The sequence below is a fragment of the Kitasatospora sp. NPDC043950 genome, from assembly GCF_056435345.1.
In genome coordinates this window covers 40,616-53,906 of record NZ_JBWKER010000049.1, presented here as the reverse complement: position 1 = coordinate 53,906, position 13,291 = coordinate 40,616, and the positions used below count along the sequence as shown (strand labels likewise).

Genomic DNA, 13,291 nt, shown 5'->3' with positions numbered 1-13,291 from the left:
CGGTCCAACGGGCGGGAACCGGCTCCTGTTCCCACCCGTAGCCCGAACGGAGCCCTCAGCCCCCGTAGACGTGCGGGGCGAGCGTCCCGATGAAGGGCAGGTTACGCAGCTTCTCCGCGTAGTCCAGGCCGTAGCCGACCACGAACTCGTTCGGAATGTCGAAACCGACGTACTTCACGTCGATCTCGACCTTGGCCGCGTCCGGCTTGCGCAGCAGGGCACAGACCTCCAGCGAGGCCGGGCCGCGCGAGCTCAGGTTGCCCAGCAGCCAGGACAGGGTCAGACCGGAGTCGATGATGTCCTCGACGATCAGGACGTCCCGGCCGGCGATGTCGGTGTCCAGGTCCTTCAGGATGCGGACCACGCCGGAGGACTTGGTGCCCATGCCGTAGGAGGACACCGCCATCCAGTCCATGGTGACCTGCGAGTGCAGGGCCCGGGCGAGGTCGGCCATGACCATCACAGCCCCCTTGAGAACGCCGACGATCAGCAGATCCTTGCCTGCGTAGTCCCGGTCGATGCGCTCGGCCAGCTCCAGGAGCTTGGCGTCGATCTCGTCCTTGCTGATGAGCACCTTCGCGAGGTCAGCGCCCATGTCGTTCTGGTCCACCGGGGATACGTCCTCAAACGTTCGGGGTCTGTGTGGCCGGCGGCCGACTACCCCGGGACATGCCCGCCCGTCAGTCGCCCTGCCGCCGAAAGACCAGCGTGCCACACCTGCGGGTGGCCTCGACGCCCCCGGGTAGGTGCAGCGGCCCCTGGCCGCGCCATCCGGTGACCAGCAGGTCGATCGTCTCCAGGTGCCGCGCGAACAGGTCCCCGGCCGGGCAGCCCGCCCGCAGCGCGGCCCGGCGCAGCACCCGGCGGCGGACCGCGGGCGGGAGCTCGGCGAGTTTCACCGCGTCCAGGGCGCCCTCACCCGTCCGGAGGTCGCGTTCGGCCAGGGAGGCCCACTGGTCGAGGGCGTCCGCGTCGTCGCGGAACAGCCGGGCGGTGCGGGCCAGCGCCTCGACCACCCCGCCGCCCAGGTGCTTCTCCAGCACCGGCAGCACCTCGTGCCGGACCCGGGAGCGGGTGTAGGCGGGATCACAGTTGTGCGGGTCGTCCCAGACCGGGATCGCCTGGGCGGAGCAGGCCTGCCGGGTGGCCGCCCGGTCCAGCTCCAGCAGCGGGCGGCGGTAGCGGCCCTTCTGCGCCGGCATCCCGGCCAACGAGCGGGAGCCCGAACCGCGCGCCAGGCCCAGCAGCACCGTCTCGGCCTGGTCGTCCCGGGTGTGGCCGAGCAGCACCGCGAGCGCGCCGAGCCGCTCGGCGGCCGCGTCCAGGGCCGCGTAGCGGGCGTCCCGGGCGGCGGCCTCCGGGCCGCCGGACCGGCCGACGCGCACCGGGATCGCCTCGACCGGGTCCAGGCCGAGCGAGCGCAGCCGTTCGGCCACCTGGGCGGCCCGGTCGGCGGAGCCGGGCTGCAGGCCGTGGTCCACGGTGACGGCGCCGACCCGCAGGCCGATCTTGGGGGCTTCGAAGGCGGCGGCGATGGCCAACGCCATCGAGTCGGCGCCGCCGCTGACGGCGACCAGCACCAGCGGCGAGCCGGGGGCGGCCGGGGTCCGGGGCAGTCCGGACGGGTGCCGGGCGGCGTTGCCGATCAGGGTGGTGCCGACGGCGGCGCCCACCAGGGGCGCCCCGGCCGGACGCTGGCGGGGCTCACGCACGGGCGCGGTGAAGGTGGTACCGGCCTCGGCGGCGAGGTCGGTGAGCGTGCGGCGGACGGCCAGGCGTATCGCTGCGACTGCGGGGTGTGGACCCACGGCGGACGACTCCTCGACGGAGGGGACAGGACGGCGGCTCGCGCGGCGGGGCCGCGCAGCTTCATGAGCGCCCTGTTACCGGGCGCTCACAGATGGTGGCAGAAAGGAGCACCCCGCTACGCCACCCGCGCCACCGGTACGACCACCGTCCCACGTTCGGGTGAATGGAGAAACGTATCTTCACCCTCCGTCTGCCCGATTGGACCACTCGTACGAGCGGGTTTGACCACCACCGACCACCGCCCGGCGCTTGGGGTCCGAGCCCCGTCCGAGCCCCGTCCGTGCCCGCCTCAGCGGGCGACGCGGGCGACCCAGGCGGCCGGATCGTGGATCTCCTCCTTGGTCGGCAGCGTGTTCGGGGAGGTCCAGACCCGGTTGAAGCCCTCCATGCCGACCTGCTCCACCACCCCGCGCACGAACACCGCGCCGTCCTGGTACTGGCGCAGCTTCGCGTCCATCCCGAGCAGCCGGCGCAACAGCAGGTCGAGCCGGTTCGCCCCGCGGTCCCGGCGCTGCTGGAACTTCTCCCGGATCTCCGCCACGGTCGGCACCACCGCCGGGCCGACCCCGTCCATCACCACGTCCGCGTGGCCCTCCAGCAGCGACATCACCGCCGTCAGCCGGCCCAGGATCTCGCGCTGCGCCGGCGACTGGACGACCTCCATCAGCCCCGCCGACGGCATGCCGTCCCGGCCCCCGGCACCCGGCAGCCCGCCGCCGAGCGAACCCGCCGCGTCCCGCAGCCGCTCCAGCAGGGCGCCGGGGTCCACGTCGGTCTCCGCCAGGAAGGACTGCACCTCGGACTGGATGTGGTCGCGCAGCCACGGCACCGCGGTGAACTGCGTCCGGTGCGTCTCCTCGTGCAGGCAGACCCAGAGCCGGAAGTCGGACGGGTCGACGTCCAGCTCCCGCTCGACGTGCACGATGTTCGGCGCCACCAGCAGCAGCCGGCCCGGCCCCGGGCCCTCCGGCCCCAGCCGGGGCTTGTCGAACAGCGCCGCCGGGCTGTCCGGGGCCTCCAGCGAAGGCTCCGCCGGGGCGAAGGTCTCGTACTGGCCGAGCACCTTCCCGGACAGGAACGCCAGCAGCGCGCCCACCTCGATCCCGGTGGCCTTCTCCCCCACCGCGCCGAACACCCCGGCCGTCGGGCTGCTCGCCCGGCGCGCCTGGAGCTTCTCCACCAGCGGCTGGACCACCGTGCGGAAGCCGGCCACGTTCGCCCGCACCCAGCCCGGGCGGTCCACCACCAGCACCGGCGTCGCGGTGGCCGCCGTCAGACTGCTCGACCGCATCCCCGTGAACGCCCGGACGTGCTCCTCGGCCTCCAGCGCGTGCCGGCGCAGTTCGGCGACCACGGCCGCCGCCTCCGCCCGACTCACCTCCGGCCCCGGCCGCACCAACCTGGTCGCGGTTGCGACCGCGAGATTCCAGTCGACCATGCCAGCACCGCCACTCGCGCTCGTCATGCCCTCACCGTACGTGCTCCCACCCACCAGCGGCAGCCACCCGCCACGAACACCCTCACCCCGCCCCCGGCGGGGCGGGGGCCGCGGGCGGGCGGGGGCGGGTCAGTGGCAGCCGCAGGCGGCGAGGCGGGCGGCGATGCGGTCCATGGCGGCGCGCGCGGTGTCGGCGGGGGCGGTGGTGCGGGTCATGACGGCGAAGGCGAGGAGGCGGCCGTCGGCGTCGACGACGGTGCCGGCGAGGGTGTTGACGCCGCTGAGGGTCCCGGTCTTGGCACGGATCAGGCCGGCCGCGTCGGCGGCGCCCGAGCCGGTGCCGTAGCGCTTGCCGAGAGTGCCGGTGAAGCCGGCGATGGGCAGGCCGGTGAGGACCGGGCGCAGGGTCGGGTGCTGGTCGGAGGCGGCCAGGGCGAGGAGTCGAACGAGGACGGCCGGCGGGACGGCGTTGCCCGGGTGCAGTCCGCTGCCGTCGTTCAGGGACACGCCCGCCATCGGCACGCCGAGCTTGGCGAGTTCCCGGGTGACGGCGGTGGCGGCGCCCTCGAAGCTGGCCGGTTGGCCTGCGGCGAGGGCCGCCTGACGGGCCATCGCCTCGCCGATCTGGTTGTCGGAGGTGGTGAGCATGCGCTCGACCAGCCGGGCGACGGTCGGCGAGTCCACCCGGCCGAGGACGGGGGCGGCGGAAGCGGCCGGGGCGGCGGCGGGCCTGGCCGCGCCGTCGACGGTGACGCCCTGGGCCTTGAGCAGAGCGGCGAAGATCTCGGCGGCCTTCCCGGCCGGGTCGGCGACCCGGGCCGGCGCATCGTCACGGCTCTTGGGGTCCACCTTGGCCTCGTCGACCATCAACGGGACGACCAGGGCGATGTTCTGCCCGTCGTGGTTCTTGTGCTGCGGGTTGCCCGCGTACATCGACAGGTCGTAGTCGAGCTTGACGGTGGTGGTGCCGGCGGCCTTGAGGGCGGCGGCGGTCTGCCGGGCCAGGGCGTCGAGCGAGGCGGGGGCGGTGTCGGCGTCGGCCGCCCGGCCGCCGATCTGGACCTGGTCGGCGGGCAGCGCGGTGAGCGTCGGGTCGCCGCCGCCGACCAGGGTGATCGTGCCGGGGTCCGCGCCCCGGACCACCCGGGTGGTCAGCCGAGTGTCGCCGGGGATCAGCGACAGGGCCGCGATCGCGGTGGCCAGCTTGGTGGTGGAGGCGGGGGTGGCCGGGGTGTTCTCGCCGGAGCCGTACAGGAGTTGGCCGTCGGCGGCGTCCGCGACGGCGAAGGTGACGGTGCCGAGGCTCTTGTCGGCGACGGCGGCGGCGAGCGCCTGCTGGAGGCCCTGGGCGGTGGGTGCGGCGGCGGGGCCGCCGGCCTCGACGGTGGCCAGGACGGCGCCGGGGGCGGGGGCCGGGCGGGCGCCGCCGCCCGGGGCGGGGGCCGAGCCGGTGGGGCCCGTGGAGCCGGTGCCGGTGGGCGTGGAGCCGCCGGCGGTGCCGGGGGCGGTGGGCTGTTCGCCCGGGCGGGTGGCCGGGGTGTCGCCCGGCCTGGGCTTGCCGTCGCCCCTCCCCCGGCCGCCCTTCCCGCCGTCGCGGCCGTCCCGGCCGTCGCCCCGGCCGTCGCCCTCGCCGTGCTCGGTGCTGTGGCCGCCGGGGCCCGGGGAGGGCTGCGCGTACGCTCCGCCCGAGGTCAGGACCGTTCCGGCGACCAGCAGGGCCGCTCCGAACAGTCCCGCGGCCGTCCCCCTGCGGCGGCGCGCCGCCCCGACCCCTGTTCCCACCGACCGGCCCCTTTCCTGAGCACTCACTCCCGTAGGAGACACTTGGATTCTGTCAGTCCCTACCTTGGAGGAACCGTTGGAATTCGACGTCCTTATCGAAATCCCGAAGGGCTCTCGTAACAAGTACGAGGTCGACCACGAGAGCGGCCGGCTGCGGCTCGACCGGATGCTCTTCACCTCGACCCGCTACCCGGCCGACTACGGCTACGTGGAGGGCACGCTCGGCGAGGACGGCGACCCGCTGGACGCGCTGGTGATCCTGGACGAGCCGACCTTCCCGGGTTGCCTCATCAAGTGCCGTGCCATCGGCATGTTCCAGATGACCGACGAGGCCGGCGGCGACGACAAGCTGCTGTGCGTTCCGGCCACCGACCCGCGCTGGGAGCACCTGCGGGACATCCACCACGTGTCGGAGTTCGACCGCCTGGAGATCCAGCACTTCTTCGAGGTCTACAAGGACCTGGAGCCCGGCAAGTCCGTCGAGGGCGCCAACTGGGTCGGCCGCGCCGAGGCCGAGGCCGAGGTCACCGCTTCGATCAAGCGTCTGGCGGAGCAGGGCGGTCACTGAGCCGTCGTTCCGATCTCGTTCGATCAGATAGTTCTGAGCAGTTCGAGGTAGGTCGGGGCAGCCGGAGGCCGGGGTTCGCGGATTCGTCCGCGGGCCCCGGCCTTCGCCGTGTCCGGGGCCGGGCGCGGCCGTCTTGCCGACAGCCTGTCGGCAAGACGGCTTGTTAGGTTAGGCTAACCAAAACAGTCGGGGCCGAATCCGATCCTGGAGGCCGCATGCCCACGCCCGAGCCCGTCCCGTTCTCCACCGCGCTCCGCACCGCCAGCAGCGAGGAGCACGAGGCTGCGGAGCAGTCCTCGTTCATGAGCCACCTGCTGGGCGGACGGCTCGGGGTCGAGGCCTACGCCGACCTCACCGGCCAGCTCTGGTACGTCTACCGGGCCCTGGAGAACCGCGCCGGACACCTGGCCGAGCACCCGCTCGCCGGGCCCTTCATCGACCGGGCGCTGCTGCGCACCGCCGCCATCGAGCGCGACCTGGCGCACCTGCGCGGGCCGGACTGGCGGGACGGCCTGGCGCCGCTGCCCGCCACCGCCGCGTACGTCGCGCGGGTGGAGGAACTGGCCGAGACGTGGCCGGCCGGGTACATCGCGCACCACTACACCCGCTACCTGGGCGACCTGTCCGGCGGTCAGATCATCCGCGGCATCGCCGAGAAGACCTGGGGCTTCGAGCGCAAGGGCGACGGCGTGCGGTTCTACGTCTTCGAGGAGGTCGACAATCCGGCCGCCTTCAAGCGCGAGTACCGAGCCCGGCTGGACGCCGCCGGGCTGGCGATGGACGAGGTGGAGCGGCGCCGGGTGGTCGAGGAGTGCAAGCGGGCCTTCGTGCTCAACGGCGCGGTCTTCCGGGACCTGGACGCGCGCTACCCCCTGAGCGCCTGAACGTTTCTCCCGAGGCGCACCCGCCCGGGTGCGCCAACGGGTCGGCCCCGGCGAGCGGTTGCTCGCCGGGGCCGCCGCGCGTCCCGGGGGTGCGTCAGGAGCGCGCGCCGCGCCGGTTGCGCACCAGCACGGTGGCGCTGCCGCCGACCAGCAGCAGACCGGCCGCGGTGGCCAGCAGCGGGACCACCGGGGTCTCCGAACCGGTGGCGGCCAGCACGCCGCCCGCACCGCCCGCGCTGCCCGCACCGGTCAGGCCGCCGCCGGTGGTCAGCGAGGCGCCGCCGACCGTTCCGGTGCCCGAACCCTGGCCTCCGGCAGGCTGGTTGGCGCCACCGGCACCGGCACCGGCACCGGACCCGGCGGTCGGCGGGGTGGCCGGCAGCTTGGCGTCCTTGTCGAACGCCAGGGTGGCGCTGACCGGGTCCAGGGCCGTGCCCGCCGGGTAGTTGGAGAACACCGGGACACCCTCGGCGGTGAGCGTGGCCGGGACGCCGGAGAGCGTCACCACGCCGTTGACCGGCTTCAGGGCGGAGGCGGGCACATCCAGCTTGGCGATCCGCGCGCCGCTCAGCGACGTCGCCTTGCCGTCGGGGGACTTGCCGTTCACGTCGGCGGTCAGGAAGGCGCCGCCCTGGTCGATCGCCAGGCCCAGCTTGGAGAGCGTGGTGTCGAGCGCCCAGCCGTCCTTGCCGGGGTGGCCGAGGAAGCGGACCGAGCCGTCGAAGGCGGCGGTCAGCGAGTGGTCGGCGGTGTTGTAGCCGCCGGTGGCGCCGCCGAAGCGGTAGTCGGCCGCGCCGCCGCCGAACTCGACCTTGCCGCTCGCCATCGGGGTGGCCAGGTACGCGCGGAAGCTCTCCTTGACCGTCCAGTCGAGGGTGCCGTTCAGCACGGGCAGCCGGCCGGGGGCGCCGGTGGGCGCCGGGGTCCCGGTCGCGGACGGGGTGGCGCTCGTGGACGGCGAGGCGGTGGCGCTCGGCGACTGCGTCGCGGACGGCGTCGAGGTGGCCGACGGCGTGGCGGAGGGCGTGGCCGTCGGCGTGCCGGTGGCGGACGGCGAGGCGGTCGGCGTGCCCGTGGCGGACGGCGTCGACGTCGGGGTCGGGGTCGTCGGCGAAGCGGTGGCGGTCGCCGTGGCGGTCGGCGACGGCGTCGCCGGGCTCTGCTTCAGCAGCAGCGACAGCGGGTCCATGTCCGTCCCGGCCGTGTAGAAGCCCGCGAAGGCCTTGGCGCCCTGCTCGGTCAGCTTCGCCGCCGTCGGCACCCCGGTGGTGGTGTCCCGCCCGACGGTGAACGTCACCAGCGGCACGTCGTCCCGTCGGGTGACCTCGGTGGCGCCCATCGACTCCTTGGAGGCGGTGTCGGCGGTGAGCGTGCCGGTCGTCCCGGCGGTGGTGACCTTGAGGTCGCTGAGGGCGACGTCCAGCGCGCCGTGGTGGGCGGTGAAGCGGACCCCGCCGGTGAAGGAGGAGCTCAGCGCGTGGGTGGCGAGGTCGTACGTGGCGTTCGCCAGGCCGAAGTGGAAGGTGCCGTCGGCGTTGGTGGTGGCGCCGCCGGTCAGTTCGATGGCGCCGCCCTGGGAGGCCGGGCCGCTGACGTAGCTGCGGAAGCTGGCCTTCACGCCCCAGTCCAGCGAGCCGGTGTCGTACGTGACGCTGCCGGGACCACCCGCGCCGAAGGCCAGTGCGGGGGCGCCGAGGGCGGTCAGGCCGAGGCCGGCGGTGGCGGCCGCGAGGGCGGCCAGCCGGGTGCGGTTGCGGGACATGGTGGGTACTCCGTTCGGATGGGGCGGGGGGAGGGAGCGGGGGGACGCTCCGGGGTGTCAGGCCGCGTCGCCGGGGCCCGGTGCGGCACCGGGGCCGCCGTCGGCGCCCGCGCCCGACGCGGCGGCCGCGCGGCGGCGCCGGACGAGCAGGCCGCCGGTCACGGCGAGCGCGGCCACCAGCACGGCGCCGCCGGCCACGGCCGCCACCGGGAAGCCGCCCGGGGAGGAGGCGGCGGCGACGGGCGCGGCGGAGGGGCCGGTGGCGGGGGTCGCGGTGGCGCTCGGCGCGGTGGCCGGGGCGCTGCCGAGGTCGGGCAGCGGGGGCAGCGCGGCGGCCGGGTCGAGCGCGACGGCGAAGCTCAGCGGGTCCATCTCGGTGCCGGCCGGGTAGAGGCCGCCGAAGGCCTTGGCGCCGCCCTCGGTGAGCTTCAGCGGCACCTCGACGGCCTTCAGCAGGCCGCCCTCGGGCTTGAGGCCGGCCGGGTCGAAGGCGGCCAGCTCGACGCCGGTGAGCTGCTGGGTGGCGCCGTCCGGGGTCCGGCCGGAGACGTCCGCGACCAGTCGGCCCTGGCCTCCGGCCACGGTGACGCCCGGGTTGGCGAGGGTGAGGTCCAGGCCGTAGGTGTCGCCGCTGCGCAGGCCGGTGAAGCGCACGGTGCCGGTGAAGGCAGCGGTGAGGTCGCCGTTGGCGGGGTCGTAGCCGCCCTTGGCCGGGGTCCAGCGGAAGTAGGCGCCGCCGTCCGCCGCGCCGGCGCCGAGTTCCCAGCGGCCCTGGGCGATCGCGCCGGTGACGTAGTCGCGGAAGGTGCGGCGCACGCCCCAGTCGAGGGCGCCGTTCGCGAACTCGGTCCGGGCGGGGGCCTGGGCGACGGGCGGGGCGGTCGGGGTCTCGGCGGTCGCCGACGGCGTCGGCACGGCGGCCGCCGAGGGGGTGGCCGCGGCGGTCGGCGACGGGGTCGACGAAGTCGGCTGCGCGGCGGGCAGGTTGACCGAGAGGGTGAGCGGGTCCAGGGCCGTCCCGGCGGGGTAGAAGTTGCCGAAGGCCTTGGCCCCGGCGTCGGTGAGGGTGCCCGGCACGTTGCTGAGCGTCAGGGTGCCGGCCGCGCCGCGCAGGTCGACGCCGGCCAGTGAGAGCTCGGCCAGTTTGGCCTGGCTCGCGCTGCTGACCTGCCCGGTGTCCTTGGACTTGCTGCTGACGTCGGCGTACAGCCCGGCCGCGCCGCCCTGGACGGCCCGGACGGTGAGCCGGCCGAGGCTCAGGTCGAGCGCGTTGGCGCCGTTCTCCTGGTGCCCGGTGAACCGGACCCCGCCGGAGAAGGCGGCGGTCAGCGCACCGGTCGCCGGGTCGTAGCCGCCGGTCGCGGAGTGGAACCGGAAGGTGCTGCCGCCGACCGTGGCCGCGCCGCCGTTGAGCGTCCAACTCCCCTTGGCGATGGGCCCGGTGATGTATGTCAGGAAGGACTGCTTGATGCCCCAGTCCAGCCGTCCGCCGGCGACCTTGCCCTCCGCCGCGTGCGCCGGGCCGGGCGACAGGCCCACCGCCAGCAGGGCGGCGAGGGCGGCCACCAGGGTGGCGGCCAGACGGCGGAGCCGGCTGGACAGGGGCACGGCGGATCACTCCTCGGCGGGGTGCGGTCAGTGGCGGTGAAGGACGCGGCAAGGGAGGGGTCGGGCGTGGCGCTGACCCCCTTGCGGAACTCAGGTAAGGCTAACCTAATATATGAGTCAAGAGTCCCGCCGCGACCCCTCCACCAGGACCGGAGCGGCGACAACTCCCAGTGAAGGGAAGCACGTTGAGCAGCAGTACGATCCGAACCGGGGCGGCCCGCGGGCCCGCCCTCCTGCTGCTCGCCCTCGGCCTGCTGCTCGCCCTCACCGCCTGCGGCCCGTCCGGCACCGCCGGCGGAGCAGCCGCGGCGAGCTCCTCCCGGGCCCCCGACGCGGTCGAACCGCTGCCCGTCGAGCCCGTCCCGCAGCTCCCGGCCACCACCGCCTCCGTCGACGGCCGCCAGGTCACCGTCACCAGCGCCGAGCGGATCATCCCGCTCAACGGCAGCCTCTCCGAGCTGGTGTTCAGCCTCGGCCTCGGCCCCAAGGTGGTCGCCCGGGACGTCTCCACCACCTTCCAGCAGGCCGCCGCCCTGCCGGTGATCACCCAGGCCCACGACGTGTCCGCCGAGGGCGTGCTGTCGCTGCACCCCACCGTCGTCCTCGCCGACCGCTCCACCGGCCCGGCCGAGGCCATCGCGCAGATCCGCGCGGCCGGCGTCCCGCTGCTCGTCCTGGACGACGCCAAGCGGCTCGCCGACGTCGGCCCGCGCATCGACACCGTCGCCGCCGCCCTCGGAGTCCCGGACGCCGGACGGCAATTGAAGGAACGCACCGAACAGCGGATCGACGAGGCCAGGGCCGCCGCCCCGGCCGCCGCCCGCCACCCCAAGGTCGCCTTCCTCTACCTGCGCGGCAGCGCCTCCGTCTACCTGCTCGGCGGGCCCGCCTCCGGCGCCGGCTCGCTGATCGAGGCGGTCGGCGGCCAGGACGCCGGCACCGCCGCCGGCCTCACCGGCGACTTCACCCCGCTCACCAGCGAGGCCCTGGTCAAGGCCGCGCCCGACGCCATCCTCGTGATGAGCAAGGGCCTGGACTCGGTCGGCGGCGTCGACGGCCTGCTCAAGCTGCCCGGCGTCGCCCAGACCCCGGCCGGCCTCGACCGCCGGATCGTCTCGATCGAGGACGGCCAACTGCTCAGCTACGGCCCGCGCACCCCCCAGGTGCTCCGCGAGATCGCCGCCCAGCTCTACCCGGCGGACGCCAAGTGACCACCGCCGTACGGGCGAAGACCGCGCCCGCCGTCAGCAGGACCACCCTGATCACCGCCGGGCTCGCCGCCGCCCTGGTGCTCTGCGCCCTGCTCGCCGCCGGCATCGGCGCCTACCGCATCCCGCTCGGCGACATCCTGGCCTCCGCCGCCCACCGGCTCGGCCTCGGCGGGCACGCCCTGGACCGGGTGCCCGAGTCGGTGCTGTGGAACGTCCGGCTCCCCCGGGTGGTGCTCGCCCTGCTCGTCGGCGGCTCGCTCGGCTGCGCCGGGGCGCTGATGCAGGGCGTGTTCGGCAACCCGCTGGCCGAGCCCGCCGTGATCGGCGTCTCCTCGGGCGGCGCGGTCGGCGCGGTGGCCTGCATCGTGCTCGGCCTGGACGCCCTCGGCAGCTGGACGATCACCGCCTTCGCCTTCGCCAGCGGCCTGCTGACCGTCTTCGCGGTGTACCTGATGGCCCGCTCCGGCGGCCGCACCGAGGTGGTCACGCTGATCCTCACCGGGGTCGCCGTGAACGCCTTCTGCGGCGCGCTGATCGGGATCTTCCTGTTCACCGCCGACTCCGCCGCGATCAGCCAGGTCACCTTCTGGCAACTCGGCTCGCTCTCCCAGGCCACCTGGGGCAAGGTGCTCGCCGTCCTGCCGTTCGCCGCCGTCGGCCTGGCCGTCGCCCCGCTGTACGCCCGCAAGCTGGACCTGCTGGCCCTCGGCGAACGCCCGGCCCGCCACCTCGGGGTGGACGTCGAGCGGATGCGGCTGGTGCTGATCACCGTCGTCGCGCTGCTCACCGCCGCGGCCGTCGCGGTCAGCGGCATCATCGGCTTCGTCGGGCTGGTCGTCCCGCACCTGCTGCGGATGCTGGCCGGGCCCGGCCACCGCTTCCTGCTGCCCGCCTCGGCCCTCGGCGGCGCGCTGGTCCTGGTGGCCGCCGACCTCGCCGCCCGCACCGTCGCCGAGCCGGCCGAGCTGCCGCTCGGGGTGCTCACCGCACTGATCGGCAGTCCGTTCTTCTTCTGGCTGCTGCGCCGGACCAGGAGTCGGCAGGGAGGCTGGGCATGAGATTGCGAACCCCCCGGCAGGTGCCCGAACGGCCCCTGCCCGGAACCGAGTTGCTGACCGCCGAGACCGTCCGGCTGACCATCGGCGGGCGCGCCCTGCTGGACGGCGCGTCGGTGCGGGTCGCCGCCGGAGAGGTGGTCGCGTTGCTCGGGCCGAACGGCGCCGGCAAGTCCACCCTGCTGTCCGTCCTGGCCGGCGACGTCCGGCCGGACGGCGGCGAGGTCCGGCTGCGCGGCCGCCCGCTGGCCGGCTACGGCGCCGCCGAGCTCGCCCTGCACCGCGCGCTGCTGCCGCAGTCCGCCGCGCTGTCCTTCCCGTTCCCCGCCGACGAGGTGGTCCGGATGGGCCGCGCCCCCTGGACCGGCACGGCGTCCGCCGCCGAGGACGAGGCCGTGGTCGCCGAGGCGATGGCCGCCACCGAGTCCGCCGCCTTCGCCGGGCGCCCGTTCACCGCGCTGTCCGGCGGCGAGCGGGCCCGGGTGGCACTGGCCCGGGTGCTGGCCCAGCGCGCGTCGCTGCTGCTCCTGGACGAGCCGACCGCCGCCCTGGACCTGCGCCACCAGGAGCTGGTGCTGCGGGTCGCCAGGGAGCGCGCCGCCGCCGGGGACGGCGTGGTCGTGGTGCTGCACGACCTGTCCCTGGCGGCGGCCTACGCGGACCGGGTGGTACTGCTGAACGCCGGGGCGACGGTCGCGGACGGGCCGGTCGCCGAGGTGCTGCGCGCCCCGCTGCTCAGCGAGGTGTACGGCCACCCGGTCGAGGTGCTGGCGCACCCGCGCACCGGGGTGCCGCTGGTGCTGCCCGAACGCTGACCGGGCGCGGGGCCGGCGCGGCGGGGCTGCGGACGGGCCTGGGCGGGCCGCGGAAGCGGGCTCAGTCCTCCAGCCGGAAGCCGAGCTTCAGCCCGACCTGGTAGTGCTTCACCCCGCCGTCCTCCAGGTGGCCCCGGACCTGCGTCACCTCGAACCAGTCGAGGTTGCGCAGCGTCCGGGAGGCCCGCTCCACCCCGTTGCGGATCGCGGCGTCGACGCTCTCGGTCGAGGATCCGACGATCTCGGTCACCCGGTACACGTGGTCAGTCATGGCGGACTCCCTCAGCTGTGCGACGGCCCCCGGTCCACCGTGCACCGCCACCGCTCCGCCCGCACGCCGACGGCCGCCTCCGGCCTCC

General features: G+C 75.2%; 12 protein-coding genes. 5 read left to right on the top strand and 7 right to left on the bottom strand.

The features are described from left to right. Positions 1-55 precede the first annotated feature (55 nt). From hpt to dacB, 4 genes are all read right to left on the bottom strand, one after another. Positions 56-610: a hypoxanthine phosphoribosyltransferase gene (hpt, locus tag AC07BF_RS28595; protein ID WP_063348252.1), complete on the bottom strand. Its 555-nt coding sequence runs from the start codon at positions 608-610 to the stop codon at positions 56-58. Positions 611-680: 70 nt separating this feature from the next. After that, positions 681-1,808: a tRNA lysidine(34) synthetase TilS gene (gene tilS / locus AC07BF_RS28590; protein WP_363586575.1), complete on the bottom strand. Its 1,128-nt coding sequence runs from the start codon at positions 1,806-1,808 to the stop codon at positions 681-683. A 290-nt stretch (positions 1,809-2,098) separates the two neighbouring features. Further along, positions 2,099-3,274 carry a zinc-dependent metalloprotease gene (locus AC07BF_RS28585; RefSeq protein ID WP_363586574.1) on the bottom strand — a complete coding sequence of 392 codons (1,176 nt, stop codon included), beginning with the start codon at positions 3,272-3,274 and terminating at the stop codon, positions 2,099-2,101. A gap of 102 nt (positions 3,275-3,376) precedes the next feature. After that, the gene (dacB, locus tag AC07BF_RS28580) at positions 3,377-5,029 is read right to left on the bottom strand and encodes a D-alanyl-D-alanine carboxypeptidase/D-alanyl-D-alanine endopeptidase (protein ID WP_478334101.1); all 1,653 of its coding nucleotides are present in this window, start codon (positions 5,027-5,029) and stop codon (positions 3,377-3,379) included. Between the two features lie 76 nt (positions 5,030-5,105). On the opposite strand from dacB, the gene AC07BF_RS28575 reads away from it, so the two are divergent. After that, a complete protein-coding gene (locus AC07BF_RS28575) occupies positions 5,106-5,597 on the top strand; it encodes an inorganic diphosphatase (protein ID WP_063348256.1) in 492 nt (163 codons plus the stop codon). A 215-nt stretch (positions 5,598-5,812) separates the two neighbouring features. Then, positions 5,813-6,481, top strand: a complete 669-nt coding sequence (locus tag AC07BF_RS28570; RefSeq protein WP_363586572.1) for a biliverdin-producing heme oxygenase — start codon at positions 5,813-5,815, stop codon at positions 6,479-6,481. Between the two features lie 94 nt (positions 6,482-6,575). Here the strand turns inward: AC07BF_RS28570 and AC07BF_RS28565 are convergent, their stop codons facing one another. Both AC07BF_RS28565 and AC07BF_RS28560 read right to left on the bottom strand, forming a co-directional pair. Beyond that, positions 6,576-8,243 carry an HtaA domain-containing protein gene (locus tag AC07BF_RS28565; RefSeq protein WP_478334100.1) on the bottom strand — a complete coding sequence of 556 codons (1,668 nt, stop codon included), beginning with the start codon at positions 8,241-8,243 and terminating at the stop codon, positions 6,576-6,578. 57 nt (positions 8,244-8,300) lie between these two features. After that, positions 8,301-9,851 (bottom strand): HtaA domain-containing protein, encoded by a 1,551-nt coding sequence (locus AC07BF_RS28560; RefSeq protein ID WP_363632088.1) that lies wholly within the window; start codon positions 9,849-9,851, stop codon positions 8,301-8,303. A 185-nt stretch (positions 9,852-10,036) separates the two neighbouring features. On the opposite strand from AC07BF_RS28560, the gene AC07BF_RS28555 reads away from it, so the two are divergent. The 3 genes from AC07BF_RS28555 to AC07BF_RS28545 are packed head-to-tail and all read left to right on the top strand — an operon-like array spanning position 10,037 to position 12,932. After that, positions 10,037-11,062 (top strand): heme/hemin ABC transporter substrate-binding protein, encoded by a 1,026-nt coding sequence (locus tag AC07BF_RS28555; RefSeq protein ID WP_400808916.1) that lies wholly within the window; start codon positions 10,037-10,039, stop codon positions 11,060-11,062. After that, the gene (locus tag AC07BF_RS28550) at positions 11,059-12,120 is read left to right on the top strand and encodes a FecCD family ABC transporter permease (RefSeq protein ID WP_363586567.1); all 1,062 of its coding nucleotides are present in this window, start codon (positions 11,059-11,061) and stop codon (positions 12,118-12,120) included. The genes AC07BF_RS28555 and AC07BF_RS28550 overlap by 4 nt, the downstream gene beginning before the upstream one ends. Next, positions 12,117-12,932, top strand: a complete 816-nt coding sequence (locus tag AC07BF_RS28545) for a heme ABC transporter ATP-binding protein (protein WP_363586566.1) — start codon at positions 12,117-12,119, stop codon at positions 12,930-12,932. The genes AC07BF_RS28550 and AC07BF_RS28545 overlap by 4 nt, the downstream gene beginning before the upstream one ends. A 61-nt stretch (positions 12,933-12,993) precedes the next feature. Here AC07BF_RS28545 and AC07BF_RS28540 read toward each other — a convergent pair whose 3' ends face one another. Further along, positions 12,994-13,203, bottom strand: coding sequence for a dodecin (locus AC07BF_RS28540; RefSeq protein WP_063348261.1), 210 nt, complete (start codon positions 13,201-13,203; stop codon positions 12,994-12,996). Between the last annotated feature and the right edge of the window lie 88 nt (positions 13,204-13,291).

What these genes read in the sequence shown, in the direction of transcription:
- AC07BF_RS28540 (WP_063348261.1), bottom strand. Translation starts at nt 13,203, where the DNA reads ATGACTGACCACGTGTACCGGGTGACCGAGATCGTCGGATCCTCGACC.
- AC07BF_RS28545 (WP_363586566.1), top strand. Translation starts at nt 12,117, where the DNA reads ATGAGATTGCGAACCCCCCGGCAGGTGCCCGAACGGCCCCTGCCCGGA.
- AC07BF_RS28565 (WP_478334100.1), bottom strand. Translation starts at nt 8,243, where the DNA reads ATGTCCCGCAACCGCACCCGGCTGGCCGCCCTCGCGGCCGCCACCGCC.
- AC07BF_RS28570 (WP_363586572.1), top strand. Translation starts at nt 5,813, where the DNA reads ATGCCCACGCCCGAGCCCGTCCCGTTCTCCACCGCGCTCCGCACCGCC.
- AC07BF_RS28585 (WP_363586574.1), bottom strand. Translation starts at nt 3,274, where the DNA reads ATGACGAGCGCGAGTGGCGGTGCTGGCATGGTCGACTGGAATCTCGCG.